The organism is Nocardioides sp. NPDC058538 (genome assembly GCF_042719275.1).
In the GTDB taxonomy this organism is placed as follows: Bacteria; Actinomycetota; Actinomycetes; order Propionibacteriales; family Nocardioidaceae; genus Nocardioides.
This window is the reverse complement of record NZ_JBHXNY010000002.1, coordinates 22,599-48,538: the sequence shown is the minus strand read 5'-3', so window position 1 is coordinate 48,538 and position 25,940 is coordinate 22,599. Positions and strand designations below refer to the sequence as shown.

General features: G+C 67.3%; 28 protein-coding genes and 1 other RNA gene. 17 read left to right on the top strand and 12 right to left on the bottom strand.

Annotated elements, in window-relative coordinates:
- Window positions 1–6: 6 nt before the first annotated feature.
- The 5 genes from ACFWQC_RS02190 to ACFWQC_RS02170 all read right to left on the bottom strand — a co-directional run bounded on the left by ACFWQC_RS02190 (window position 7) and on the right by ACFWQC_RS02170 (window position 5,154).
- Window positions 7–642 carry a SatD family protein gene (locus ACFWQC_RS02190; RefSeq protein WP_378672437.1) on the bottom strand — a complete coding sequence of 212 codons (636 nt, stop codon included), beginning with the start codon at window positions 640–642 and terminating at the stop codon, window positions 7–9.
- Window positions 643–713: 71 nt separating this feature from the next.
- The gene (locus ACFWQC_RS02185; protein WP_378672434.1) at window positions 714–1,349 is read right to left on the bottom strand and encodes a maleylpyruvate isomerase family mycothiol-dependent enzyme; all 636 of its coding nucleotides are present in this window, start codon (window positions 1,347–1,349) and stop codon (window positions 714–716) included.
- Between the two features lie 46 nt (window positions 1,350–1,395).
- Window positions 1,396–3,432, bottom strand: coding sequence for an NAD(+) synthase (locus ACFWQC_RS02180; RefSeq protein ID WP_378672431.1), 2,037 nt, complete (start codon window positions 3,430–3,432; stop codon window positions 1,396–1,398).
- 65 nt (window positions 3,433–3,497) lie between these two features.
- On the bottom strand, window positions 3,498–4,559 hold the full coding sequence (locus ACFWQC_RS02175; protein WP_378672428.1) for a DUF1080 domain-containing protein: 1,062 nt from the start codon (window positions 4,557–4,559) through the stop codon (window positions 3,498–3,500).
- A gap of 124 nt (window positions 4,560–4,683) precedes the next feature.
- Window positions 4,684–5,154, bottom strand: coding sequence for a GNAT family N-acetyltransferase (locus tag ACFWQC_RS02170; RefSeq protein WP_378672425.1), 471 nt, complete (start codon window positions 5,152–5,154; stop codon window positions 4,684–4,686).
- Window positions 5,155–5,208: 54 nt separating this feature from the next.
- Between ACFWQC_RS02170 and ACFWQC_RS02165 the strand changes: the two genes are divergently transcribed.
- Together ACFWQC_RS02165 and panB are read left to right on the top strand one after the other, a co-directional pair.
- Window positions 5,209–5,745 (top strand): GNAT family N-acetyltransferase, encoded by a 537-nt coding sequence (locus tag ACFWQC_RS02165; RefSeq protein ID WP_378672422.1) that lies wholly within the window; start codon window positions 5,209–5,211, stop codon window positions 5,743–5,745.
- Window positions 5,746–5,880: 135 nt separating this feature from the next.
- Window positions 5,881–6,750, top strand: coding sequence for a 3-methyl-2-oxobutanoate hydroxymethyltransferase (gene panB, locus ACFWQC_RS02160; protein WP_378672419.1), 870 nt, complete (start codon window positions 5,881–5,883; stop codon window positions 6,748–6,750).
- 119 nt (window positions 6,751–6,869) lie between these two features.
- On the opposite strand, the gene ACFWQC_RS02155 is transcribed toward panB, so the two are convergent.
- Window positions 6,870–7,766, bottom strand: a complete 897-nt coding sequence (locus ACFWQC_RS02155) for a potassium channel family protein (RefSeq protein WP_378672416.1) — start codon at window positions 7,764–7,766, stop codon at window positions 6,870–6,872.
- Here ACFWQC_RS02155 and ACFWQC_RS02150 point away from each other — a divergent pair.
- A complete protein-coding gene (locus ACFWQC_RS02150) occupies window positions 7,738–8,775 on the top strand; it encodes a PQQ-dependent sugar dehydrogenase (protein WP_378672413.1) in 1,038 nt (345 codons plus the stop codon). The genes ACFWQC_RS02155 and ACFWQC_RS02150 overlap by 29 nt on opposite strands.
- 20 nt (window positions 8,776–8,795) lie before the next feature.
- Here ACFWQC_RS02150 and ACFWQC_RS02145 read toward each other — a convergent pair whose 3' ends face one another.
- Complete coding sequence (locus ACFWQC_RS02145) at window positions 8,796–9,005, bottom strand: hypothetical protein (RefSeq protein WP_378672411.1); 210 nt, start codon at window positions 9,003–9,005, stop codon at window positions 8,796–8,798.
- Window positions 9,006–9,160: 155 nt separating this feature from the next.
- Between ACFWQC_RS02145 and ACFWQC_RS02140 the strand changes: the two genes are divergently transcribed.
- Genes ACFWQC_RS02140 through ACFWQC_RS02130 form a run of 3 tightly spaced genes read left to right on the top strand, consistent with a single transcriptional unit; the run spans window position 9,161 to window position 12,338 of the window.
- The gene (locus ACFWQC_RS02140; protein WP_378672408.1) at window positions 9,161–10,645 is read left to right on the top strand and encodes a circularly permuted type 2 ATP-grasp protein; all 1,485 of its coding nucleotides are present in this window, start codon (window positions 9,161–9,163) and stop codon (window positions 10,643–10,645) included.
- Window positions 10,645–11,574, top strand: a complete 930-nt coding sequence (locus ACFWQC_RS02135; RefSeq protein WP_355021173.1) for an alpha-E domain-containing protein — start codon at window positions 10,645–10,647, stop codon at window positions 11,572–11,574. Before ACFWQC_RS02140 ends, ACFWQC_RS02135 begins: the two co-directional genes overlap by 1 nt.
- Window positions 11,575–11,588: 14 nt before the next feature.
- Complete coding sequence (locus ACFWQC_RS02130) at window positions 11,589–12,338, top strand: transglutaminase N-terminal domain-containing protein (RefSeq protein ID WP_378672405.1); 750 nt, start codon at window positions 11,589–11,591, stop codon at window positions 12,336–12,338.
- Window positions 12,339–12,344: 6 nt separating this feature from the next.
- On the opposite strand, the gene ACFWQC_RS02125 is transcribed toward ACFWQC_RS02130, so the two are convergent.
- Entirely contained in the window at window positions 12,345–12,656 is a 312-nt protein-coding gene (locus tag ACFWQC_RS02125; protein WP_378672402.1) for a 4a-hydroxytetrahydrobiopterin dehydratase, read from the bottom strand.
- 53 nt (window positions 12,657–12,709) lie between these two features.
- The gene (locus tag ACFWQC_RS02120) at window positions 12,710–13,150 is read right to left on the bottom strand and encodes a tetratricopeptide repeat protein (RefSeq protein WP_378672399.1); all 441 of its coding nucleotides are present in this window, start codon (window positions 13,148–13,150) and stop codon (window positions 12,710–12,712) included.
- An 88-nt stretch (window positions 13,151–13,238) separates the two neighbouring features.
- On the opposite strand from ACFWQC_RS02120, the gene ACFWQC_RS02115 reads away from it, so the two are divergent.
- Window positions 13,239–13,430, top strand: coding sequence for a DUF1918 domain-containing protein (locus ACFWQC_RS02115; RefSeq protein WP_350659252.1), 192 nt, complete (start codon window positions 13,239–13,241; stop codon window positions 13,428–13,430).
- A gap of 13 nt (window positions 13,431–13,443) precedes the next feature.
- Window positions 13,444–13,808: RNase P RNA component class A (gene rnpB / locus ACFWQC_RS02110), an RNA gene on the top strand.
- A 30-nt stretch (window positions 13,809–13,838) separates the two neighbouring features.
- On the opposite strand, the gene ACFWQC_RS02105 is transcribed toward rnpB, so the two are convergent.
- Entirely contained in the window at window positions 13,839–14,990 is a 1,152-nt protein-coding gene (locus tag ACFWQC_RS02105) for a tyrosine-type recombinase/integrase (protein ID WP_378672396.1), read from the bottom strand.
- A gap of 104 nt (window positions 14,991–15,094) precedes the next feature.
- Complete coding sequence (locus ACFWQC_RS02100; protein ID WP_378672393.1) at window positions 15,095–15,316, bottom strand: helix-turn-helix transcriptional regulator; 222 nt, start codon at window positions 15,314–15,316, stop codon at window positions 15,095–15,097.
- Window positions 15,317–15,504: 188 nt separating this feature from the next.
- Here ACFWQC_RS02100 and ACFWQC_RS02095 point away from each other — a divergent pair, with 188 nt between their 5' ends.
- The 8 genes from ACFWQC_RS02095 (at window position 15,505) to ACFWQC_RS02060 (ending at window position 21,736) form a co-directional block, all read left to right on the top strand.
- Entirely contained in the window at window positions 15,505–16,338 is an 834-nt protein-coding gene (locus ACFWQC_RS02095) for a helix-turn-helix domain-containing protein (RefSeq protein WP_378672390.1), read from the top strand.
- Window positions 16,316–16,807: a hypothetical protein gene (locus ACFWQC_RS02090; protein WP_378672388.1), complete on the top strand. Its 492-nt coding sequence runs from the start codon at window positions 16,316–16,318 to the stop codon at window positions 16,805–16,807. Before ACFWQC_RS02095 ends, ACFWQC_RS02090 begins: the two co-directional genes overlap by 23 nt.
- Window positions 16,808–16,867: 60 nt before the next feature.
- Complete coding sequence (locus tag ACFWQC_RS02085) at window positions 16,868–17,614, top strand: hypothetical protein (protein ID WP_378672386.1); 747 nt, start codon at window positions 16,868–16,870, stop codon at window positions 17,612–17,614.
- Window positions 17,615–17,736: 122 nt separating this feature from the next.
- Window positions 17,737–18,753, top strand: a complete 1,017-nt coding sequence (locus tag ACFWQC_RS02080) for a hypothetical protein (protein WP_378672384.1) — start codon at window positions 17,737–17,739, stop codon at window positions 18,751–18,753.
- Window positions 18,750–19,082 carry a hypothetical protein gene (locus ACFWQC_RS02075; protein WP_378672382.1) on the top strand — a complete coding sequence of 111 codons (333 nt, stop codon included), beginning with the start codon at window positions 18,750–18,752 and terminating at the stop codon, window positions 19,080–19,082. The genes ACFWQC_RS02080 and ACFWQC_RS02075 overlap by 4 nt, the downstream gene beginning before the upstream one ends.
- A gap of 30 nt (window positions 19,083–19,112) precedes the next feature.
- Entirely contained in the window at window positions 19,113–20,000 is an 888-nt protein-coding gene (locus ACFWQC_RS02070; protein ID WP_378672379.1) for a hypothetical protein, read from the top strand.
- A gap of 85 nt (window positions 20,001–20,085) precedes the next feature.
- Window positions 20,086–20,820, top strand: coding sequence for a type IV toxin-antitoxin system AbiEi family antitoxin domain-containing protein (locus tag ACFWQC_RS02065; protein WP_378672376.1), 735 nt, complete (start codon window positions 20,086–20,088; stop codon window positions 20,818–20,820).
- Complete coding sequence (locus ACFWQC_RS02060; RefSeq protein WP_378672373.1) at window positions 20,813–21,736, top strand: nucleotidyl transferase AbiEii/AbiGii toxin family protein; 924 nt, start codon at window positions 20,813–20,815, stop codon at window positions 21,734–21,736. Before ACFWQC_RS02065 ends, ACFWQC_RS02060 begins: the two co-directional genes overlap by 8 nt.
- A 27-nt stretch (window positions 21,737–21,763) precedes the next feature.
- On the opposite strand, the gene mobF is transcribed toward ACFWQC_RS02060, so the two are convergent.
- Window positions 21,764–24,466: a MobF family relaxase gene (mobF, locus tag ACFWQC_RS02055; RefSeq protein WP_378672370.1), complete on the bottom strand. Its 2,703-nt coding sequence runs from the start codon at window positions 24,464–24,466 to the stop codon at window positions 21,764–21,766.
- 869 nt (window positions 24,467–25,335) lie between these two features.
- Between mobF and ACFWQC_RS02050 the strand changes: the two genes are divergently transcribed.
- Window positions 25,336–25,938 carry a hypothetical protein gene (locus ACFWQC_RS02050; protein WP_378672367.1) on the top strand — a complete coding sequence of 201 codons (603 nt, stop codon included), beginning with the start codon at window positions 25,336–25,338 and terminating at the stop codon, window positions 25,936–25,938.
- The last annotated feature ends 2 nt before the right edge of the window (window positions 25,939–25,940 follow it).

Below are 25,940 nucleotides of genomic sequence, written 5' to 3'. Positions count from 1 at the left end.
GCTCGCTCATCGCACCTCTCCCAACAGGTCGTCGGCACGCACGATCACGGCGATGCCGTCGCGGCGGACGCGCTGGGAGACCGCGGAGGGGGTGATGTCGAGCTCGGCGGCGATGGCCTTCTGAGGCATGGCGGAGAGCATGCCAGAAAGCACCGACACCGAGGACCGGTCCAGGCGAGAAAAGAGCTCGTCGCGCGAGACCAGAGCGGCGTTGACCGCGGCCGGGTCCGGCCCACCCGCGTCCTCCGCAGGCTGATACCAGGTACGTACGCTGCGGGAGGCCGCCTTGTTCTCGGCGTTCTCCGCAGCCTCGATCGCCGCCCGCGCCGACCACCACCCCGGTCCGTCCTCGACCCGGGGGTCGTCGCTGAGCACTCGGGTGGCGCCCCAGCTGAGGCCGTGGCGTACGCCGACCACGGGGTCGAGCGCGATCCGCAGCCGGAACGTGGCCTGGATCGCGGCACCGACGGTCTCGAAGGCTCCCTGGTACTCGTCGCCGACCGTGATCCGCAGCGGGGTGACCGGCTGCCACGTCTCGTTGACCTCCTCGACGGCCTCGGCGAACGCCGCGTGGACCTTCGCGCGGTCAGCCTTGGTGCGCGACCCGACGAGGTCGCCGATGACGGTCGCCACAGAAGTCATGTGAAGATCATACCTTCATTCTAAAGATATGAAGGTATTTGCTTTATTAGATTCAGGTGAAGCTATCTTCTTCACCGCGAGGCCGTGGCCATCACCGCCGCCCCCGGTCCGGTGAGCTCGCCGGGCCCCAACGCCCGGCCGGACAGCGCGAGCACGAGCGCGATCGCGCTGCCGTGGACCTCAGGACCGGTCCCGATCGCCGCGTCGGCGTCGGTGGCCACGAGACGTACCCTCTGGGCGCGCTCCTTGCCTCCGCCCCACTTCTGCGAGGTCTTGGCCAGGTAGCCCAGCGCCGTCACGACGTGCTCGACCGGATAGTCGCGCTGGAGGCCCAGCGGCCGCCGGATGTCCTCGCCGTGGGCGAACTCCTCGACCAGGCGGGTGGCGAGCGGGGCCGGCGGGGTCGCCGTCCGGCCGGCGACCCGGCGGAACGCCGCCAAGGTCTCGGCCGGTTCCTCGGCGCGCTCCCGGTCGACGCCGGTCTGGTTGTCCCGGTCGAAGTCGCCACCGGCGGCGATCATGCGGCGTACGAACCCCAGCCGTGTCGTCGTCGCGACGTCGATCATGTGGGCGAGCACGTCGTGCACGCTCCACCCCACGCACAGCGAAGGCGTCGTCCACTGCTCCGAGGTGAGCGTCGCGAGGTCGCGGATCAACGCCTCCCGCTCGGCGTGCACGACGGGCCAGACCCTGCTGTCGGATGCCATGGCCGTGACGCTACGGCCGGCCCGTGCGACCCGTCCATTGCAATCCCTACTCCACGGGAACCCGGGCCTCGATCTCGGCGATCCAGGCCGCCGGGGAGGCGTCGGAGGGCATCCGCCAGTCACCGCGGGGCGACATGGTGCCGCCGTTGTGGACCTTGGGCCCGTTGGGCAGCGCGCTCCGCTTGAACTGGTTGGCGAAGAAGCGCCTCACGAAGACCTCGAGCCAGGCGCGGATCTCCTTCATCTCGTACGCCGTCCGCTTCTCCTCAGGGAACCCCGGGGGCCACTCGCCGGCCTCGACGTCGTGCCAGGCGTTCCACGCCAGGAAGGCGATCTTCGAGGGGGTGAAGCCGTTGCGCACGGTGTGGAAGAGGGTGAAGTCCTGCAGGGCGTACGGCCCGATCTTCTGCTCCGTCGACTGCAGCTCCTCCCCCGGCACCAGCTCGGGCGAGATCTCCTGGTCGAGGATCTCCTGGAGGACCTCGTCGGCGGTGCCGTCGAACTGCTCGGTGGTGATCACCCAGCGGATCAGGTGCTGGATCAGGGTCTTCGGCACGCCGGCGTTGACGTTGTAGTGCGACATCTGGTCGCCGACGCCGTAGGTCGCCCAGCCGAGCGCGAGCTCGGAGAGGTCGCCGGTGCCGAGGACGATGCCGCCGCGCTGGTTGGCGATGCGGAAGAGGAAGTCCGTACGCAGCCCCGCCTGGACGTTCTCGAACGTCACGTCGTAGACCGGCTCGCCGTCGCCGGCCGGGTGGCCGATCTCCTTGAGCATCTGGGTGGCGGTCGGGCGGATGTCGAGCGTCTCGTAGGTCGTCCCGAGCGCTTCCATCAGCTTGATGGCGTTGGACCTGGTGTCGTCCGAGGTCGCGAAGCCGGGCATCGTGAACGCCAGGATGTCGCTGTGCGGGCGACCCAGGCGATCGAGGGCCTTGGCGGCGACGATCAGCGCATGGGTTGAGTCGAGCCCCCCGGAGACGCCGATGACGATCTTCGTGTCCGGGCCGATCGACCGGAGCCGCTTCTCGAGCCCGGAGACCTGGATGTTGTAGGCCTCGTAGCACTCCAGCGCGAGCTTCTCGGGGTCATCGGGGACGAACGGGAACCGGTCGACCTTGCGCCTCAGACCGTCGCCGGTCAGCGGCGGCGCGAGCTCGAACTCGATCGAGACGTCGAAGCTGGGCCGACGGCTCCACTCCGCACGGCGGTTGTCGTCGAAGGTGCCCTGCCGGATCCGCTCGGCACGGATCCGCTCCAGGTCGACGTCGACCACGGTGCGCCGCGGACCGTCCGGGAACCGCTCGGTCTCCCCCAGCAGCTCGCCGAGCTCGTACGCCATCGTCTGCCCGTCCCAGGACAGGTCGGTCGTCGACTCGCCCTGGCCGGCGGCGGTGTAGACGTACGCCGCCAGGCACCGAGCGCTCGCCGACTGCACCAGGAGACGGCGCGCGTCGGAGCGGCCCACCGTGATCGGGCTCGCGGAGAGGTTGAGCAGCACCGTCGCACCCGCCAGCGCAGCGCGCGCCGACGGCGGCACCGGAACCCACATGTCCTCGCAGATCTCGACGTGGAAGACGAGATCCTTGACGTCGGTGCAGCGGAAGAGCAGCTCGTTGCTGAGCGGCACCTCCTCGCCGCCGAGCATGATCGTGCCGAAGGAGTCGTCGCCCGAGCCGTACCAGCGCTTCTCGTAGAACTCACGGTAGGTCGGCAGATAGGTCTTGGGCACCACCCCGAGCACCTCGCCACCGTGGATCACGACCGCCGCGTTGAGCACCCGGTCGCCGTGGCGCAGCGGGGCGCCGACGACGATCACCGACAACAGCTCCTCGGAGGCCACCACGATCGCGCTGATCGCGGCGTGCACGGCGTCGAGGAGGGTCCGCTGCAGGACGAGGTCGTCGATCGAGTAGCCCGAGAGGCACAGCTCCGGGAAGACCGCGACCGCCACCCCCTCGTCCGAACACTCGCGGGCCTGCGCGATCACCTCGCGCGCGTTGGCCGCCGGGTCGGCGACGGAGATCGGGATGGTGCACGCCGCGACCCGCGCGAAGCCATGGGAGTAGGCGGAGTAGAAGTCCACACCCCGGAGTCTAGGCGCGACCGGCTACCCGGCCATCCGATGCCCGCCGCCGACGGCGTACGACCTCAGGACAGGTCGCGGACGCGGATGTTCCGGTAGGAGACCACGTCCGGGGTGCTGCCGTGCGCCTGAACGCCGACGTGACCAGTCAGCCCTCGGCTGCTGGAGTCGGGATCGTTCGGTCGACCGGGGAACGGCAGCCCGGGCAGGTTCTCGAACTCGTTGATCACGACACCGTTGCGGATCACGGTGTACTGCTGCCCGACGACGCGGATCTCGAGGTCGTTCCACGTGCCCTTCGGGGTCGGTCGCGCCTCGGCCAGGGTGAGGTCGGCGAAGCCGTAGATCGACCCGGTCTTGCGGGGGTCGTTGCTGCCGCCCTCCGGCGAGTCGTTGACCTGGATCTCATGGCCGCAGTTGACCGCGATCCAGGAGAGGTTGCCGGTCTCGCTGCCGTTGAACGTGGTCGGGCACCCCTCGACAGGGCCCCACAGCTCGGGGAAGCGCACCTGGACACCGCTGTTTCCACGGGCCGCACCCGGTGCGTCGTCACGGAACTGCAGTCGCAGCGAGAAGTCGCCGTACTCCTGTGCCGGATACCACAGGGTTCCGAACCCACCACCTGCGCCGGCACGGCTGCGGATGGTGCCGTCCGGCACCAGGTCGAACCCACCGTCGCCGGCGTACGCCCAGTCGTCGAAGGAGTCGGCCGAGCCGTCGAAGAGCCAGTCGTAACCCTCGACCTTCCCCACCTGCGAGCGGGCGGCGGCGGACCGCAGCCTGCCGGCCTCGGCCCGCGTGACCTCACCGGTGGCGACCAGATCGGCGGTGACACCGCGGACGTGCGTCACGAAGGCACCGTGATTCGGCCACGTCCGCTCGTCGTCGATGACGTCGTTGATGGTGCAGCCGGAGCGCAGGGTGCTGTTGGCGACCCCGCTGTCGAGATCGAGGAAGACCACGCTCGAGCGGGCGTCGGGCGCCGGACAGGTCGTCGAGGGTGTCTCAGCGGGAGTCGCGGAGGCGGTTCCGATCGGACCGCCCAGGCACAGGGCGGTGATCCCGAGGACGGCCGACCCGACGGCGAGCCGGGAACGAGTGCGGCGTGAGTGGAGGAAGTGGGACATCGAGACTCCGTACGTCGGGACGCCGAGTGAGATGTGATGCGCGTCACGCCGGATGCTAGTCTCGGCCGCCGCCGACTTTCAACCGTTTCCGAACGACTTTCGCGGACAACCTTCGAAAGTGGGATCAGTCTGGCGAGCGCTCCATCACGATCTCCTCGGGGCCGCCGTCGATGGGGCTGGTCATCTTGTCGGTCTCGACGAACCCGAGGCGCTCGTAGATGGCGTGGGCGCGGTCGTTGCCGACGAGGTGGGTGAGGCGTACGGGCAGGTCACCGGCGCGGGCGATCACCTCGCTCAGCAGCGCGCTGCCGGCACCGGAGCCCTGAGAGTCGGGCAGGACGTACAGCTTCCAGAGCATCAGGTGTTCCTCTCGGAGCGAGTAGGAGGCCATCGCGACGACCTGGTCGTCCACCTCGGCGACGAGGACGGTGCCGGCCCTGATCCCGCGGAGCACCGCGTCCGGGGCCCACCACTTGGTGATGCCCTCCTCGACGTACGCCTCGCCGGTGATCGGCGGGTACGTCGCCCGCCACGTCGTCACGCCGACGTGGATCACCGCGTCGAGGTCCTCCGCCGTCGCCTCTCGCACCCGCATGGACGCGACGATAACCAGGAGCGCCGGGGTTGTCGTTCGGTTTAGCGTCGGACCGTGCTGATCCGACGTGAACGTCCCGAGGACGTGGCCGACATCCGTGCGGTCACCGCCGCCGCCTTCTCCGGTGTGGAGCACTCCGCGCCGCCGATCGAGCCCGACGGGGCGCCCGGGGAGGCGACCCTGGTGGGGTGGCTGCGCGCGGACCCGGGCTGGATCCCGGAGCTCTCGCTTGTCGCCGAGGTGGACGGCGAGATCGTCGGCCACGTCGTGGCCACGCGCGGGACGCTCGCCGATCGGCCCGCGCTCGGTCTCGGTCCGGTCAGCGTCTCCCCTGTCCGCCAGCGCGACGGCGTCGGTTCAGCGCTGATGTACGCGGTCCTCGGTGCCGCCGACGCGATGGGCGAGCCGGTCGTCGTGCTCCTCGGCTCCCCCGACTACTACGGCCGTTTCGGATTCGTGCCCGCCTCCGGGCTCGGGATCGAGGCGCCCGACCCCGCATGGGGCGACTACTTCCAGGCGCGGCCGCTGGCGGCGTACGACCCGTCCGTGCGCGGGAAGTTCACCTACGCGGCTCCTTTCGACCGGCTGTGAACAGGCCTCCATCCCGAGAACCGACCTGCCCCAAGAGTGATCACCGCCACACCGCGTACTCCTGCATCTCGACTTAGGCTGGAGGTAGTCCGTGGACTCCATCAGGGAGCTGCGAGATGACACCAGAAAGGCTCGATGATGAGCACGAACTCCGCTGAGGAGACCGCACCGTACGGTTCCGGCGCCGCAGGCGATGCGCCCGCGAAGCCCGTGAAGAAGGTGCGCACGCATCATCTTCGCGAGATGAAGCAGCGTGGCGACAAGATCACGATGCTGACCTCCTACGACATGTACACCGCCCAGATCTTCGACGAGGCCGGGGTCGACCTGCTGCTCGTCGGCGACTCGGCCTCCAACAACGTCCTCGGCAACGAGACGTCGCTTCCGGTGACCGTGGACGAGCTGCTGCCGCTGACCCGCGCGGTCTCGCGCAGCGTGAAGCGGGCGATGGTGGTCGGCGACCTGCCCTTCGGCTCCTACCAGGCCTCGCCCGAGCAGGGCTACCTGACCGCGGTCCGGTTCATGAAGGAGGCCGGCGCCCACTGCGTGAAGCTCGAGGGCGGCGCCGAGATGGCGCCCGTGATCAAGAAGCTGACCGAGGGCGGCATCCCGGTCATGGCACATATCGGCTTCACCCCGCAGTCCGAGCACGTGCTCGGCGGCTACCGTGTCCAGGGTCGTGGAGACACCTCCGACCGGATCATCGACGACGCCAAGGCCGTCCAGGAGGCCGGGGCGTTCGCGGTCGTCATGGAGATGGTGCCCGGTGAGGTCGCCGCGCAGATCTCCAAGGAGCTCGACATCCCCACGATCGGCATCGGCGCCGGCCCCGACTGCGACGGCCAGGTGCTGGTCTGGCAGGACGCCTTCGGCATGCGCAGCGGCAAGATGGCCCGCTTCGTGAAGCAGTACGCCGACGTGAAGTCGGTCCTGTCCGACGGCGCCGAGGCCTACATCTCCGACGTCAAGGGCTCCGCGTTCCCCGGCCCCGAGCACACCTTCTAAGGCCTTCCGTCGTCAAGGCGGTGTCCTGAGCCCGTCGAAGGGTATGCAGGTCAAGGCACGCTTCCCTAGCGGACCTCCGCGAGGGAAGCGTGCCGTCGTCGACATACCTCGACGAAGGATCAGCGTCGCGCCCTGGCGGCCGCCAGCCCGACCAGGCGGGCGACCACCATGGCGACGTAGAAGACTCCGGCGATCTGCTCGATCATCACCACCGAGCGGGCGTTGGGGAGCACGGGCACGATGTCGGAGAGGCCGACCGAGGTCAGCGTCGTGAACGAGAGGTAGAGCAGGTCGAACCACTGCCGGTGGTCGCCGAACGAGCCGGGCCAGATCACCTGCACCGCGGCGTACAGATAGGCGAAGGCCCAGGCGACCACGGTGAACGCGGCACCGGTGGCGAAGAGCTCGTCGCGGGTCACCACGTCGTCGTGGAAGAGGTAGCGGATCATCGCGTAGGAGACGAACATGTAGAACGGGACGTGGAAGAAGGCCGAGGTCAGCACCACCCAGCCTTCATTCGGCGCGACGGACTCCCACACCGCGAAGATCGTCGCCGGTCCGCCGAAGATGATCGCCGCCCAGGAGAAGGCCGGGGTCATGCGTACCGCCGCGACCGCCGCCAGCAGGAGCAGCAGCTGCAGCACGCCCAGAGCGGCGCGGCCGGCGGTCGAGCCGTCGAGGAAGGGGTAGGCCAGGATCGCCACCACCTGTCCGAGCAGGAGTACGGCAGAGGGGTGCTCGCGCATCGCCCTGATCACGTTCGTCACAACCGCACACCCTAGAGCCCGCCCGAGCAGTACCGTCGGCACCATGCGCGCTGCCATCGCCATCTCCTCCGTGATCGCTATCGGGCTCTCGTCCGCCGCATGCGCCGGAGACTCCTCTCCCGTGTCCACTCCCCCACCGCTGAACCCGTCGGGCTCACCGAGCGCCTCCGCGAGCGCCTCCTCATCGGCTCCTGCAGCCGTGCTGCCGAGGTCCGACCGGGTGCCGGAGATCGATGTCGAGGTGGTCAACGACGAGCTCGACCACCCTTGGGACGTCGCCGACATCGGCGAGGACCGGTTCCTGATCACCGAGCGCGACCGGGCGATCCTGTCGCTGGTCCAAGGAGGCGAGCGGCGCGAGATCCCCCTCGAGGAAAACGACATCTGGGTCTCCGGCGAGACCGGGCTGATGGGCCTCGAGATCGACCCCGGCTTCGCCGAGAACCGGCGCGTCTACACCTGCCAGGGCTGGAACGGTGGCGAGGACGTACGCGTCATCTCCTGGACCCTCGACGCCGGGCTGACCAGGGCCACCCAGGAGCGGACGCTGATCGACGGCTTCCCCACCAGCTCCGGGCGCCACGGTGGCTGCCGTCTGCTGATCAGCGCCGACGGTGCGCTGTGGGTCGGCACCGGCGACGCCGCCAACGAGGAGAACCCGCGCAGCCTCGACTCCCTGGGCGGGAAGACGCTCCGGCTCGACCCGCAGACAGGCAAGCCGTGGCCCGGCAACCCGTGGGCCGGCGACCAGGGGCCGCGGCGCTACATCACCTCGTTCGGCCACCGCAACGTGCAGGGTCTGGCCGAGCGAGCAGACGGCACGATCTGGTCGATGGAGCACGGCCCCGACCGCGACGACGAGGTCAACGAGATCACCCTCGGCGGCGACTACGGCTGGAACCCAGGTGCGGGCTACAACGAGTCGGTGCCGATGACCGACCAGGACCTGCCCGGGAAGCAGATCGAGGCGGCCTGGGAATCCGGCAACCCGACCGTCGCCACCGGTGGCGGCACCTTCATCCCGGTCCAGGACCGTTGGGGCGCCTACGGCGGGGCGCTCGCGGTCGCCGTGCTCAAGGACCAGGAGCTGCGGATCCTCTCGTTCGACGAGTCCGGCAAGCTGACCGACGACAGCTCACCCGAGGTCATGCAGGACTACGGGCGGCTGCGTACGGTCTCGCTGGCCGCCGACGGCGACCTGCTCGTCACCACCGACAACGGCGGCGAGGACGTACTGCTCCGGGTGACCCCGCGCTGAGGATCACCCGGAGCTGAGGATCACCGGTCCTCGGTGCCCGCGTCGCCCTCCCAGGCCTTGTCTTCCTTCTCCCAGCGCTCGTTGTTCTCCTGCACGTGCTCGAGCGCTCGGGAGGCCTCGGCGTGGGAGGCGTAGGGGCCGAGACGGTCCTTGGCCTTGCAGCCCTCGTACGGCTCGACGGTCTTGTGCTTGAGGCAGTAGTAGTACTCGCCCGCGTGCTCGTCGCTCATGCCGTCGCCTCCGTAGCGCAAGCGCGAGAATACGGAAACGGCGGCCTGAGACTCATTGTCGTTCGCTGACGCTCACTCATGTTTCCAACCTACCGTTGCGCTAGATGTTCGCGTGGGCAACAGCGCTGTTACACGGATTTCAGTAGGTTGCCTCCATGAGCCAGATGTTCGACGCCTACGAGACGCGGGATCCGGCCTATGACGAGATGTTCGTCGGCAGCGAGCTCCGTCCTCCCTATCAACGGCTCGGCGACTCGCTGCGGCGGCTCAGCTCGGCGGAGCTGATCAGCCGGGTCGAGGCGATGCAGGCCAGCTATCTCGACCAGGGCGTCACCTTCGACATCGGCGGAGAGGAGCGGGCCTTCCCGCTCGACATCGTGCCGCGGGTCATCGAGCGGGACACCTGGGCGACGATCGACAAGGGCGTCCAGCAGCGGGTCGAGGCGCTGGAGCTCTTCCTCGCCGACATCTACGACGAGGGCAAGGTCTTCGACGACGGCGTGATCCCGCGAGAGGTGATCACCACCTCCAGCCACTACCACCGCGCTGCCGCCGGGGTGCACCCTCCCAACGGCGTACGCGTCCAGGTCTCGGGCATCGATCTGGTCCGTGACAACACCGGCGAGTTCCGCGTGCTGGAGGACAACGTGCGGGTCCCGTCGGGTGTCTCGTACGTCATGACCAACCGCCGCGCGATCTCGGCCGCGCTCCCGGAGACGATCGCCGAGCATCGGATCCGGCCGGTGGCCAACTACCCGCAGAAGCTCCTCGCGGCGCTGCGCGCGGCCGCTCCCGCCGGCGTGGCGGACCCGACCGTGGTCGTGCTGACCCCGGGCGTCTACAACGGCGCCTACTTCGAGCACGCGCTGCTGGCCCGGACGATGGGGGTCGAGCTCGTCGAGGGGCGCGACCTGGTCTGCCGCAACGGGCAGGTGCTGATGCGTACGACCAAGGGGCTGGCCCCGGTGCACGTCATCTACCGGCGCATCGACGACGAGTTCCTCGATCCCGTGCACTTCCTGCCCGACTCGATGCTCGGCTGCGTGGGACTGATCGACGCCGCCCGGATGGGCAACGTGACCCTGGCGAACGCGGTCGGCAACGGGGTCGCCGACGACAAGCTCGTCTACACCTACATGCCCGACATCATCCGCTACTACCTCGGCGAGGACCCGGTGATCCGCAACGTCGACACCTGGCGGATGGGCGATGCGTCCTCGCGCGAGGAGGTCCTCGACCGGCTCGACGAGCTCGTGCTCAAGCCCGTCGACGGCTCGGGCGGCAAGGGGATCGTGATCGGGCCGGCGGCCTCCGCGCGCGAGCTGGACGTGCTGCGCGGCAAGATCCTGGAGGACCCCCGCTCCTGGATCGCGCAGCCGGTGGTGCAGCTCTCGACCGTCCCGACCTTCACCGATGGCGATCTCGGGGCGCGGCATGTGGACCTGAGGCCGTTCGCGGTCAATGATGGCGACAAGGTCTGGGTTCTTCCCGGTGGCCTGACTCGGGTGGCGCTCGCAGAGGGCGAGCTGATCGTGAACAGCTCCCGTGGCGGCGGCTCGAAGGACACCTGGGTGCTCGCCGGACCGACGTCCTCTCGGCCGACCGGTCGGGGTCAAGGCCAAGCGCAGGGGGTTGCGTGATGCTGAGTCGGATCGCCGAGTCGATGTTCTGGATCGGGCGCTACGTGGAGCGCGCCGAGGACACCGCGCGCATCCTCGACGTACAGACCCAGCACATCCTCGAGGACGCCGCCACCGACGAGGAGACCGCTTGCCGCTCGCTGCTCGCGGTGATGGGCATCGAGCTCTCCGAGGAGGAGAAGGTCGGGCTGCCGCAGATGCTGGACATGCTCGCGTACGACACCACCGCACCGACCTCGATGGCCTATGCGCTCGGCGCGGCCAGGGAGTCGGCCCGCGGGGCCCGGGAGACGCTCTCGGTGCCGTTGTGGGAGGCGCTCAACACCACCTACCGGGCGATCCCGGCCGGCCAGTTCAAGCACATGCGGGCTCCGTTCATCTTCGGCTGGGTCCGCGACCGGGTGGCCCAGATCAACGGCACCGCCGACGCCACGATGATGCGAGACGAGTCCTGGCAGTTCCTGATGCTCGGGCGCTACGTCGAGCGCGCCGATATGACCTCTCGGCTGGTCGCGACCACCTCGTTGACGAGCGCAGGCGGTGCGTCGCAGTGGAACTCGACGCTGCGCGCCTGTGGGGCGTACGACGCGTTCCTGCGGGTCAACAAGGGGGTCGAGACCGAGCAGGCGGCTGCCGAGTTCCTGCTGCTGGACCGGATCTTCCCGCGCTCGGTGGTGCACGCGCTGCAGCGGGCCGAGGGGGCGCTGGACACCCTGGAGGGGACGACCCGCCGAGCCGGGTTCACCGACGAGGCCCACCGGCTGATCGGCCGGATGCGGGCGTCGCTGGAGTATCGCTCGCTCCACGATCTGCTGGCCGACCTGCCCGCCGAGATGGAGCGGCTCCAGGCCACCTGTGCCGATGCCACCGAGGCGGTCACCAAGCGCTACTTCGCCGGCGCCGAGGCGCTGGCCTGGCAGCCGGTCTGAGGAGTCTGATCGAGATGAGCATGCAGTTCCGCATCGTGCACACCACGATCTTCGCCTACGACGGACCGGCGGTCGCCTCCTACAACCAGGCGCGGCTGACTCCCCTGACCACGCTCGACCAGATCGTGGTCCACCACCGGATCGACGTCTCACCCAAGCCGTGGACGTATGAGTACAAGGACTACTTCGGCAATGAGGTCACCGCGATCGAGGTGCTCGAGGCGCATCGGGCCCTGAAGGTCTCCGCGACCAGCACCGTGCGGGTCGACCGGAAGCCCAGGGTCGCGCCGGTGCTCACCTGGGAGGAGGCAGCCCTGCCCGGGGTCGCGGACCGGTTCATCGAGTTCCTGGGCCTGCCGTCGCTGGTCGTGCCCGACGTGGAGCTCGCGACCGGGGCCAAGACCATCGCCGCCTCCGCGGGGCTTCCGGGCGAGGCCGCGGTCGAGATCGCCCGGGCGGTCGCCGACCGGTCGGCGCCGGCACCGGATGCCGCCCACCAGCTGCTCGGGGCGCTGCGTACGGTCGGGATCCCGGCGCGCTACGTCTCCGGCTACGTCTACCCCGGCGGCGCCCACTCCTGGGTGGAGTGGTGGGACAACGGCTGGCACGGCATCGACCCCGCGACCGGCACCGAGCCCGGCGACGCGTACGTCGGTGTGGCCACGGGTCGTGACCACACCGACGTCAAGCCGCTGGGCGGGATCTACTCGGGTCCCGAGGAGCCGGCCGTCGAGGTCACCGTCGAGATGACCCGCCTCGCCTAGCCTCGCTCAGAGCGAGGACTCGGCCGCGAGCCCGTTGATCACCTTCGCCAGCGCGATGTCACGGCTGGTGACGCCACCGGCGTCGTGGCTGGTGAGCCGGATCTCGACGTACGGGTAGCGCAGATCGATGTCCGGGTGGTGGTTGGCCTCCTCGGCCTTCGCCGCGATCGCGTTGACCAACGCGAGACCGGTGATGAAGTCACCGGTCTCCACGCGGGCGACGATGCTGTCGGCCTCGCCACTGGTGTCGAACTTCCAGCCCGCGAGCTGCTCCTGGGCGACCTGCTCGGCATCGAGGGTCGTGGTGTCAGGTTCCATACCCCCACCCTGCCACCGTCTCGGTCGCCGCGTCATCCGGGTCACCGCTGAGGTCACTCCTGGCGCTGTGCGAGCCGGTTGCCTACGCGGTAGACGGCGGCGTGATGGTCGTAGTCGTCGCTCATCACCGCCGCCAGGCGCAGCGGGCCGAGCGCGTCCTCGAGCCGGTCCTGGCGCTCCAGGACGCGACCCAGCGAGTGCTGGCTCCAGGCGTCGCTCGGGTCGCGCGCGACGAGCCAGCGCAACTCGGTCTCGGCCTTGGCGAGCTGAGCCCGCAGCATGTAGGCCCAGGCCCGCATGCTGCGCAGCCCGAAGTTGTTGGGGTCGTCGGCCAGCGCCGGCTCCAGGATCTCCAGCGCCTCCACCGGGAAGCGCCGCGAGAGCAGGTCGTGCGCCGTCCGGTAGGCCACCTCGTGGGTGCTCTGGCCCGGGCTGAGCTGGATATTGGGCCGAACAGCCGGGGCTACGTACTCGAACTCTTCGTTCTCCGTCATCACACCCTCCGAACGCGATACCCCCACGCGGTATTCCATCCGCACCCGCCATGGGAGCACCATTGTGACGGTTAGGAGGTGAACGCGCATGCACGCATCAGTAGGTGACCACCTCGTCGTCATGGGACCACACGTCGGCGACCACACGCGAGAGGCCGAGATCATCGAGGTCAGCCACCCCGACGGCAGCCCGCCCTACCTCGTACGCTGGAGCGACAGCGACCACGAGTCGCTCGTCTTCCCCGGTCCGGATGCCCACATCGAGCCCGCCGCACACTAGACTTTTATGCGGACGGGCTGGCCGGGCGATCGCGTCGTAGAGATACGTCGAGGAAAGTCCGGGCTCCACAGGACAGGGTGGTGGCTAACGGCCACCCGGGGTGACCCGCGGGACAGTGCCACAGAGAACAGACCGCCGCTACCCTCCAGGTAGCGGTAAGGGTGAAACGGTGGGGTAAGAGCCCACCAGTCCTCGTGGTGACACGAGGAGCTAGGTAAACCCCACCCGGAGCAAGACCAGACAGCGTACGACGGTGTTCGTTCACCGGGAGGGCGGTCCGCCCGAGTGCGCGGGTAGGTTGCTAGAGGCCATCGGCAACGATGGCCCGAGATGGATGGTCGCCGACTACAGAACCCGGCTTACAGGCCAGCCCGTCCGCTTTCACAGGCCTGACCTGCGGAAACAATTTCAGATGCCCGTTACTGTGGACATACTGTGGACAGAATTTCTGATTTTTCCTCCGAGCGCAGCCTCGATCACAGCCCGTGAGCGGTCGTCCTCGTCGCCCATCAGGTGCCCGTAGGTGTCCCAGGTTTCGCTCGCGCTTTTGTGCCCGAGGTTGGCCTGGAGCTGCTTGATCGAGCAGCCGCCGGAGATCTGGATGCTCGCGTAGTAGTGACGCAGATCGTGCGGTGTCGAATCCGTGTGGATAGCCTTTGCTGCCTTCGACCACGCGGCCTGCAGCGTCGAGGTGCTCAGCGGTGTGCCGATCTCAGTGGTGAACAGCAATCCGGTCTCGTCGTGGACGCCGTAGGTGTCCACGTGCTGCTCGATCGTGTCTAGCACGATCTGGGCGACCGGGATCGTGCGTACCGACGCGGTCGTCTTCGGCGGCGCGAAGATCGGCCTCTTGCCGGTCGATTTCCGTGACAGCTGTCGGTCGACGCGGATGGCGCCGAAGTCCTCGGCGACCCGGTCGATGGTGAGCCCGAGCAACTCACCGCGACGCACCCCGGTGCCGGCCGCGATGGTGACGAACGCACGCAGCCGCTCTGGCATCTGCTCGCGCAGCCGCAGGACGACGTCGGTAGTGATCGGCACCAGCGCAGCCTTCGCCTGGACTCTCGGCAGCTTGATGTCGACTGCCGGCGAGATCGGAATGACCCGGTCCTTGACCGCTCCCCGCAGCAGCATCGCCAGCATGTTGTAGCGCTGCACCGTGGTCGTCGCGGCAGCGGTGCGCGACCACTGCTTGACCAGGCTCTGGATATCGGCGCCGGTGACGGCGTCCATCCGCATCCCACCCAGCTTCGGGTATATGTGGTGGGTGAGCACCGAGCCGAACTGGTCCTCGGTGTTCTCCGACCAGACCTGCCGCTCGCGCCACCTCTCGGCGTACGCCTTGAACAACTCTCTGCCAGCCATGGGGTCGACCCACTGGCCGGTGACGATGCCCGTGGTCTGCTCGTCGAGCCACTTCTGCGCCTCACGCTTGAGCTCGAAAAGCTGGCGATGGCGTACGCCGGCACGGTCGCGGTAGCCCGCTTCGTACCGGGTCGCCTTGCGCTGCTTGCCGCTCTTCGTCTCCCACGTGATGGTGCGCTTGTCGATCCAGGACATGTCTTCCTCCTTTCTGGTGGTGTGCGGGCGGACCTTTCGCTTAGGAGGCGGAAGGTCCGCCCGCGATCATGGAATTCGGCCGGTTCCGTGGCCGAGGGACGGGATCAGGCGATCCCGCCGTTGCGCTTCTGCTCTGCGAGCCAGCGCTTCACCTCCCCGAGGGTGGTGACCAGTCGTCGGCCGAACTTGGTGTACTTCGGCCCGGTGCCGAGCTGGCGCCACCAGCGCAGCGTGTTGACCGGCACCTTCAGGATCTCACTGACCTCCGACAAGGTGAGGATGTCGTCGTCCTTGCCGTCGGGCAGGGACGCGGTGGTCACCGTCATCAGGGACCACCTCCTTTCTGCTTCTCGTGGTTGGGGCGAGAAGCACCGTCAGGTGGGAAGGCACCGTGCTGTTGGCATGTTCGGGCATCTTCGCCCAACCTCACCGCGGACCGTGTCCGTTCGGCGTTCTCAGCAGGTAGGTGCGCAGGGCTCCCCAGCAAATCGGGGATTTATTCGGGATCCGATATATGAACGATAAACTCGGCCGCATCGACCCGAGAACCTTCCTCAGGACCGCGCGTCGAGCCGCTGGCCTCACCCAGGCCGAACTGGCGCGCCGCTCCGGCACGTCCCAGGGCACCCTCTCGACCTACGAGCGCGGCCTGCAGTCACCCTCCCTGAAAGTCACCGCCCGCATCCTCGCTGCCGCCGACATGGACTTGGCGTTCGGGCCGCACGTCGACTTCGAGGGGTTGGAAGCTCCTGGCGTGGAGCCGTTCTGGGTTCCCAACCGGCTCTGGCGAATACATGGCGCGGCCAGTTTCGAGATGATCGAGATCCCGCACCTCACCAGGGACTCGGAACCGGCCGTATGGAACCTTCGAGACCGCGAGCAGCGCCGGAGTGCGTACGAGATCCTGATCCAGCGCGCCCTCCCCCAAGTCCTACTGGCCCGCGTCGACGGTGCCCTCCTCGTCGACCTCTGGGACGAGCTAGCCCTGCCCGATGTCATCCGCAACGCCTGGGCGCCGGCCTACGCTGACGCGACCGAGACCAAGCGCATCGACATCCTCACCGTCACTCCTGCGGCGTATGCCGCGGCTCTCCAAGGAGACCCTGCAGCCCGCCCGGGCAGCTACCGCTTGCTGCCGCGCACCCCGAAGAAGCCGGAGAAGTACATCACCGTCACCGAAGCTGCCGACCTGCTCGGCATCCACGTCTCGATGCTCAGCAGGTTGATCACTGACGGAACCTTTCCTGCGGAGGAAGCCCCAGGACACCACCTGATCAACCTCAAGGACGTGCACAAGTTCCAGCGCACACTGCAGGATCGTGCGCATGGCCGACCTCGCCTGGATTGACGTCAAGGAATTCTTCGACCCCGACCTGATGGGCGCATTGCCCGATCTCTTCGCGCCCGAGACGACCGTTGACGATTGGCGGGCCGTGCTGGACCTGGTCGCCATGAGCGATTGGGCATGGCGATACGAGGAGGATGACGCCGAGTTACCCCTACCCGACGCAGCAACGGCGCTCGCCAGATCTGACGAGACGTCCGTCGTGCTCAAGGTCTGGCCGACCGAGAGCGTGCAGGTGAATTTCTGGTTCCTGGACCCATCGCAGATCGACTTCGACGTGGACCTCCGCGAACTCCAAGGACAGCACGGCGCCGACATACTCTGTGCGTTCCTGCGCACGATGGGTCGCGAACTCCGGAAGCCAGTGCTGATGACGAACGAGGGCGGCGACGACGCTCACCCAGTTCTCGGATACATCCCGGAGCGAGACCGAGTTGAAGTCCTTGCCGAGCGCTTCTCGGCAGATCAATGAGGCGGCTAACGCACATGACGCCGGTTGCCGGCTCGCCGCAGAGGCCGGGACAATGCGCCCATGGCACGACCACGCAAGGAACTGGTCTACCGGTTCTCGGGCCCTGACACGCTCGACCCAGCCGCGATTCGACAAGCGGTCGTCACCGCCACGGCCGTCCAGTTCTCCCAAGGTGGCTTCTTGATCCATGCCGTCGACCCCGAGGCTGACGTGCTGGAGGAGACGACTGAGAAGTACGTCGCGGTGCGCCGTCATGGTGACGGGCCACGTGTCACCGACCGAGCCGCCATCGCGGAGCTCATCGATGCGTTGGCTGTCACGGACGTTACCGACATGCTCTGCATGTGCTCCGGCGACTTCGCAGCCGAGTTCTTCGACGAGAAGGACCGTCTGCTCGGCGTTGTACGCATCGACACGCCGAACCGTGTGGAGTGGCCACACTGGCCAGGTTTCGGGCGCCTGGCCGACCCTGAGCGCCTGGAGCGATGGTTCGCTCGGCATTGGAACTCGTCGCCAACGGAATCCGGGGATCTGGCCTCTCCTCCTGATCCACTGCTGCCCTATCTCGTCGACTTGGAATCCCGATTCGACGCAAGCGCAGAGCGCCCCTACGACCCCATGGAACTGGTCCGTTACGCACTCGGCACGACGGCGTATTGGGCCGACCTTGCGGTGTCCTGGCTCGAGTCCACCGAGATCCCGGTAGGGACGCTGCGCGACGAGCTCAGCTCAGTAGAGGAGCGCGTCTACTGGCCCCAGCAACTACGGCACCGAGCGCACCGTGTTCGCGTGATGCTGGACCGGTAGCCCAGCCAACACTTCAGGGTCCGACCTCGAGCGTGTAGTGACCTCGAGCGACCACCCCACCAGAGAGGGCTGCCGCCGAGCCGAGATACCCAAGTGGCATCACCGCCCGATGAACGTCGAAGATGGATCATGTGATCGAGCTCGGCCCCGGCCCCAGGCACCGCTTCTACGATGCCGTACTGCGATGGCACGATGGGCCAAGCGAGCACGGCATCGTCATCGATGCGGCGACCCAGGCGCTGGTCGACGACCTCGACTCGCCGGCACTCCGCCTGCTCGCGGGCCTCGCACCCGACCTTCCCCACGCCGAGATCGAAGCCGTTCTCCTCGAAGCCCTCGACGAGCTCGGCATGCCGCATCCGGACGACGCCCAGGCGGCACAGCGCCACCACAGTTCGGAGACGTACAACCGCCTGCCGACCGACACGATCCGCTTCGCCATCGTTCCCACCGGGAACGACTCCCTCGGCGGGTTCGAGCTCCAAGTGTTCGTCAACGAGGATGAGATGACGTCCCAGGGCGCTGGCATGGGTATGGAACCGTTCGACGTGCTCCTGCCGGTCAACCGTCTCCAGGCCGAGGAGACGCCGAGGCAGGTGCCGATCGCGCGGTGCGAGTGCGGCACCTACGGCTGCGGCTCCACGGACGTACTCATCCGCCGTGAGGGCGACGTCGTCCACTGGGACTGGTTGATAGAAAAGCCCGCCACCAGCGGCGCGACGTTCGTCGCCGAGCAGTACGACGCCGAGGTCGAGCGGCTCGTCGCCGACCACTCCTGGGAGCGCCCAGAGGACACCACGACGAGACTGGTTGTCCCCCATATCGACCACGACTGGCTTGCCGCGCACAATCTCAGGTTCTCGTGGGCGGCAAGGGACTTCCACAATCGCCACCTGTTCCAGGTCTCGTTCATGGCAGACGACGGCGCATTCCAGGTGTTCGTGAGGTTCCCATTCGCCGAGGTTGCGCCCGACCTCGTTTCCGCGAACGTCCTACGGACGTTGGCCACCCCGCCGCGGACGTGGCAAGCCACCTACATGCGTACGCAGCGCGAGCTCGACGGCATACCGTCGATGGTTGGCGGCGCATGGACGCTGGCTCAGTCCTGGCCGCATGACCAGACAGGCGCAGGACGATGACCAACGACAAACTGTCGTCCGGGGCCGCGGCACTGTGGACCGATTGGTTCGTCTTCGGAGAGCCGTTCGAGCGGCTGACCGACGCAACCGCTGCCGCGGCTCTGGAGGATGAACTGAAACGAGAGCTCGCACCGGAACATCCGTTTCATGGGCACGATTGGACGGCGGTTGCTCGCGCGTGCGACCAGGACGAAGTCATAGTTCACGACGGCCAAGTAGTCGCCCTCGTCCATCTCACGTGGAGCAGGAAGCGCGAAGATCCGCCGTCTCCTACGACTTCCGTGATCTCCTCGGCGGAAGAGTTCCGCGAGCTGCTCAAGTATCGCTGAGGTTCTACCGATGTGGCAGCCTACGCAGTCGTGAGCAGCAACGAAGCGCAGATCCCGTTCCGGTGGGACCTCGTGACACCGGACCAACTCGGTTCATTGCTCGACGGGGTCGAGTCGCCCCGGCTTCCCTGGCTCGACGAATTCGTCGAGTGCGCAGGGAAGGTCGTCGCGCGCAGTGGTGGAGGCCAACTGGTCTTCGTCGGCCGCTCGTTGGACTCCATGTTCGATCTCCTCAGCGGCGCGTTCGCCGACGTCGGGCATCCTCGCGTTTCAAGATTTCCCGTGTCCTTCGCCCGCGATGGTCGATACAAGAACGGCAGCTGGACCCACCCTCCTCTGACGGAACAGGAGCGCCAGCAGGCACGCGCGCTCCTCGCTTCCATCGGCGCCCGCCCGAGGGACCTTGCCCGTCTCGATCGGCCGCTGGCGTTTGTCGACGTCGTCCACGCTGGCTCGACGTTCGGGGACGTGTACACGCTCGTCCGTGACTGGATCGAGGATGAACGAGCGCCGTGGTCAGTCATCCGGAAGAAGCTCAGGTTTGTCGGCGTGACCTCGCGAGAGAAGACAAGTCCGAACACCTGGCGTTGGCACCAACACGCACCGTGGACAGCCGAGCTTCCTTCCTCCGCTGTCTTGAACGTGTCGCTCGATCCGTACGCCTGGTCATACTTCGGCAATCACCAGACCAAGCTCCATCGCACCTACCGTCCGAAGGACTGGACGGTCGACGTCGACGAGCCTCGCCGCGACGAGAAGACCCGAGACGCGCTCGCAGAAGCCGTCGGCGTCGTCCGGTACGGGCGAAGTCGCGAAGGGCGGCAAGCCCTGGCGCGCGCAATGTCCAGCGAGCCAGCCTTATCCGAGGTCTGGCTGCGCACGCTCATCACGCACCTGAACCGGAGCGGTGCAAACTGACGAATCAATCCAACGGACTCCGCGTCTCATGAGCTGGGCTCATTACTGCTTGGAAAGTATCTGCTATGGGCGATACAATCCAAGCATGAAGATGGCGCAGGCTGGACTGGAGCTTGCTGAGGAGACCGCATCCCAATGGGGCATGGTCACCTCTGGGCAAGCCCGGACGCTTGGCATCACACGGCTCGAGATGTCTCGCCTCGCGGCCGCCGGTCATCTCGTACGGCTGGCCCATGGTGTCTACCGGAATGCCGGCGCGCCGAGCGACGAGTTCGAGGACCTGCGCGCCGCGTGGCTGAGCACCGAGCCCGCGCGATTCGCAAGCGATCGCCTCAGGGACGGCGCTGCTGGCGTGATCGTCTCCGGCGCGTCGGCTGCTCGCCTCCACGTGCTGGGCGACATTCCTGCTGATCGGCACGAGTTCACCACCAGCCAGCGTCGGCAGACCCAACGGGTCGAGATCCACTACCGTCAACGATCCCTGACGGAAGGAGAGGTCACCATCGCCCAAGGGCTGCCGGTGACCACTGTCGAGCGGACGGTCGCGGACCTAGTCGAGGCGCGGACCGACCTCAGCCTGGTCGCCGATGTCCTTCGGGACGTCGTCAACAAGGCGGCGCTCGACACCACGGTGCTGGCCGATATGCTCACGCCGCTGGCAACCCGCAACGGCATCCGCAGCGGTGACGGCAACGGCCTCCTCGAACACCTTCTGACGAGCGCCGGACTGGATCCCGACTCACTCGCTCGCCGGCTCGCAACGTCCCCGACGTACGCGACCCTGGCCGAGGTCGCAAGGAAGGTCGAGAACGTTGGCTGACCCCAAGCCGTACGCCGCACCCGCCGGCGTCGAAGCGGCGATCAAGGATGCCGCACGTGCAGCCTCGGCTGCCGATCCTTCGTTGACCATCAACGAGCGGATTCGGATCGAACACTTCCGCCGCTTCCTCAGCCGGGTCTTTTCCGAAGGAGAGGAGTCCGAGTGGATCCTCAAGGGTGGAACCGGGATGCTCGCTCGCGTGCCGTCCACCCGCTCGACGCTGGACATCGATCTCTATCGTGAGGGCTTCACCCTCGGCCAGGCCCTCGACGACCTTCGCCGACTCGCCGGCGTCGACCTGGGCGACCACTTCCGCTTCGTCTACACCGGTCACCGGGCCTCGATCGGCGGCGAGGAGCAGCCCTACACCGACGGCTACCGCGTCTCCTTCGACGTCTACGTCGGCGCCCAGAAGAAGACCCAGATCAACATCGACCTCGCCATCGGGGTGGGTGTCACCGCACCCGTGACCTCCGCGACTCCCGCCAGCGGGCTCGCGCTGCCGCGCCTGACCAGCCATCCCTATCGGCTCTATCCCGTCGTCGACCAGATCGCCGACAAGGTCTGCGCCACCATGGCCGACTACCACGGCCGACCGTCCAGTCGCGAGAAGGACCTCGTCGATCTCGTCGTCCTCGCGACCACCCAAGACATCTCCGGCCACGCTTTGCAGACCGCCATCGCCCACGAGACACGATTGCGGCAGATGGGGCCGATCAACAGGTTCGTGGTGCCGAGCAACTGGGGACGTGCCTATGCCAAGATGGCCAAGTCGGTGCCCTACTGCGCGGACTATCGAACTGTTAACCAAGCCCATGAGCTCGTTGCAGCGTTCATCGACCCGGTACTGAGCGGTTCCGCGTCCGAGTCCACATGGACCCCTGCATCACGCACCTGGACACGGAACGGCCACTGAGTCCTCGGCAACCAACTGCTCACCATGCTAGAAGCCGATACTGGGTCCAGGCGACGGTTGCGACGGCGTGGGCCGATCCAGTCCTGGTGCGTACGGCGTCGGTCGAAGGAGTGTCTGTCGGGAAGGACGACGGCCAACCTCTCGTCTTGGACCGACAGAACCGTAGCGCTCGATGTCCTCGGCCGCTCGCTGCGCAGCGCGGGCTGGCCCGAGGTCAGCCCGGTCACGGCTGAAGACGTCCATCCAGTGGCGCTTCGCCTCGTCAACCGTCTCCGCGACGAGATGGGCGACGTTCCGCTCGCGGCCGCGGGTCATACCGACGTACGCAGCGGCAGCTCGGGTGGTCTCGCCGATAGCGACGTGAGCATTGCGGACGGTCTCTCCCTGGGCACCGTGGGCAGTGGTCGCGTAGGCGAGCTCGACGTGATCGGAGACGTAACCCGCAGGCAGGATCCGCTCGCCCCGACGGCCATAGACCACGATCTGCCCTTCGGCGGCGACCGCTCGGACAGTCCAGGTGTCGCGGTTGGAGACGTCGAGGTCGCGGTCGTTGAGCCTGGTGGCAATCCGGTCTCCAGCACCGATCCGTTCACCGTTCGCCGTGAGCATCACGACCGGTGGGGACTCCTCCGTACGCTCGAGCCGACGATCACGGATCGCTGCATTCAGCGCCCTGACCTGCTCGCGGGTGTCCGCGACGAGGAGCGGAGCGTCGTGCGAGGCACCCAGACGAGCAAGCACGTCGGTGCGTTCGACCTCGGTGGGGTGGATGACGATCTCGCCGCGAGCGAGGAGGCGGTCGAAGACGTCACCCTGATCGGACCCAGTACGCATCTTGAGACTGAGGTCGGCGTAGTCGGGATCGGTGAAGCGATGGACGACGTCGAGGGTGAAGCACGAGCCCTCTCCGGTCCAGCGGGCAGCGAGGTCCAGCACTCCCCCGCGTCCCACAGCAGGGAGTTGGTTACGGTCGCCGACGAGCGCCACCCGTGCGCCGGTCTCGTCGGCGATCGTGAGGAGGGCGCGGGCGGTGTCCTGGTCGAGCATGCCGGCCTCGTCAACCAGGAGCAGGTCGCCGGACCGGAGCCTCGCGCGCTGGTCACCCGGTCCGCCGTCGAGCGCTCCGGTCGGGATGCGGCCCCAGTGCCCGTCCTCGTCCCACCGGAAGCCGTACTGATGGATGATCCAGGAGGCCGACGATGCCGTGGCGCCGACCTGTTCTTCGGCAACGGAGGCAGCCTTCTTGGTCGGGCTGACGACAATCAGGCGTGCTCCGTCGTGCTCGATCTGTTGGGCGGCATACCCGATGGTTTTGGTCTTGCCTGCACCTGCTGCGCCTTCGACGACGACCAGCCGACTCGTGCCGGCCAGGGCAGCGGCGACCCGGTGCTGGGTCTTGGTCAACATCAGGTCCGGTGGCGCCATACCGCGCCCGGGCACCACGGTTAGCACCCTCGGTTTCGCCTCTGCCGCAACCCGATCGGACAAGCTGCTGTTGAGGTCACCCTCGACGTCGAGGACACGTCGTGAGGTGAGTGCACGGATGTGCTCGGGGACATCGGTGCGCGGCAGCAGCGGCTCACATCGCGCGACTGCACGCGCGGCGAGGTCCTCGGCCAGCTCACGTCGCACCTCGGGTTCGACCACGATGCCGACCTCGGCGATCACCTGCTCGGCTCCCCCGCGAATGTCAGCGGCGTTCCACGCCGACGCCTTTGCCCCGAGCCGGTCCAGCACCAGCCCAGCAGCGAGGTCGCGGTCGAGTCGGCCGATCGCCGTGCGATCCACCGGCACCGGCCGGCCGGGTGGCCGATGCCCGGCGGCGTACAGATCCTCGATCCAACACCGCGCGAGCGCTCGACCGTCGATTGGGACGACCTTGTCAGGACGAGCATCCGCCCACGCCCGCGCGTCCCAAGCCCGACGCAGTCGAGGACCCGGCTCCTCCTCGGGATGCTCACCACGCCACCGGGCCTCGTAACGGTCGACATTCGCGCGGATCTGCGCCGCGCGCGCTGAAAACTCACTGACGAACCGACGCAGCTCGTTGATCTCACCGGTGGCCAGGTCGAGGGTGTAGCCGTGCCTGGCCAGCACCCGCCGGAACTGCGGATCGCTCATCACCGCCGCGTGTCCGATCCCGTTGACCGCGCCGGTGCTGTCCCGGATCCCGACCGTATGCAGACCACGCCACTTCCCCGCAGCGAAGACCCGGGCGTTGATCTGCAGGTGCAGGTGGCGATGCGGATCACCGGCACGGGAGGTGAAGTGCCGGATCACAGCCGCCTCGATCGACTCGGTCGGCACCTGCACCTGTCGTCCCAGCGGCCCCACCCGGGTGGTCGCGTGCTGCGCGACCCAGCCGATGATCTCGCGCGCGGCTCGATCCTGAGCGGCGTCGTAGGCCGCACCGATCTCGGGATCCATGGCCGCGGCCAACGACCAGGTCTTCGGCCCGTTCACGGTGAACTCGACGAACCGCACCGGCCTGCGTACGCCACCGTCCTTCAGTAACCGCCCTTTCGCCAGACCGGTCTCCACCTCGTAACCGGCGACCCACCGCTCGTACGTGTCGCCATCCATCATGCCTCGGCTCGCAACGTAGCCAGGAGCGGCTCCGAATCGCTCGGCCAGGCCGCTGCCGTCTGCCAGGTAGTAGTCGTCCGCGCGCGAGTGATCCTTCTCCAGGTAGCTTCTGGCCGCCTTCGCCGGGCCTCGGTAGACCTTCATCCCTCCGTGCACGATGCTCCCCCTGATTCGGGCACAACGGCAGTTCCATCGAGGTCCGTCGACAACCGTCAAGTACCCTGAAAACGCACTTCGGGCCGCCCGAAGGCGGCCCATTGCTACGTACCTTCATAGCATACGTGCCGATACATTCGGAAGTGGTGTATCGGCAGGTCAGAGGCAATTTTCTCGGTCCGTCAGTGTCCGTCGGCAACCGTCGGAGAAGGACTGTCCGTGGCAGGCGGAGCGGCGTGAAGGCTTGCTTCGCAGACTCGGGAAGGCGTCCGACCTTTGAGCAGTGAATCCGAGGGCCGAGGCTGCCGGGCCGCCCGGTGAGGAGCCGTTCGCCCTCACCGTCATCGACTTCTTCTACCTCACCGGGGCGCGGCACAGCAGTGATCGGCAAGATCGCTTCAGGTGTCATCAAGTCGGGAGACATGGTCGAGGTCTGGGATGAGGACATCGTCACCCCACCTCGCGCGCGGCGGTCGAATTCACCCCCGGCCGGCGGTTCGACCCGAGACATAGCCCTTCTTCTCCGCTCGGTCGATCCGAAGTCGATCCGCCCGGCCAGATCGATCACGCCGCACGGGACCGCTCAGCCAGTGGCGGACCAAGGCTGAACGCATGTCTGCCGACTATCCGCGGTCTCGACAAGACCCCGCAACTACGTCGTCCGCATCACCGCAATCAAGTTCCTCGCCGATGCACGGTCACGAACGATAGGATCGCCGCTACTCGCTCCGACTGCCGCCTCAAGACGCTCAGTGAGTGGCCGTACACCGTCTGGCGTGACTTTTCGAGTTTGGCCAACGTGGCCCTGCCGCCTCCGTTAGCGTCACTGAGCATGGAAGAGCGCGAAGGTGCGGACCTTGGCAGGTGAAGACAACCAGGACACCGGCCGAGACGGACTGCACGAAGCCAAACGGTGGCTCGATCTAACGACACGCGTCAAGCAGAGTTGGACCCACCGTGACACGCCGCTCTCTGAACTCTTGGCGTTCAACTGGCCCCATGGCACCACACAGTTTACCTTCGACATCGGCGGGGTGTTCCGAGGCGATCCGATCGACAACCAGTCTTTTCTCGCCGAGGTCAAGGCATACAAGAACGAGAGCGACCTTCCGAAACACTTCAGAGATTTCCTTGCTAAGTGCTACGTCGCCTATCGCGCGTACCCGGACCGCTGCGGCCATTTTCTGTGGCTATCGTGGTCCCCGTTCCAAGCCCAGTCGTGGGACAAGCATTCCACCCCAGAGTCCATTCAGAAGGCACTATTACACAAGGAGAATCGGCAACGCTCCCTCGGGACAGAGGACGAAACTGGGGCCGAGCAAGCCATCGATCACCAGGCCGTACTCCGCGTGTCCGAGCGCATCTGGCTACTCACCCTGACGCACAAGCAGCGCGACCTCGTCCTGACGAAGGACCACTATTTGGAAGTTCTCAAACTCATTCAGGCAGAGGCTGTGTGACC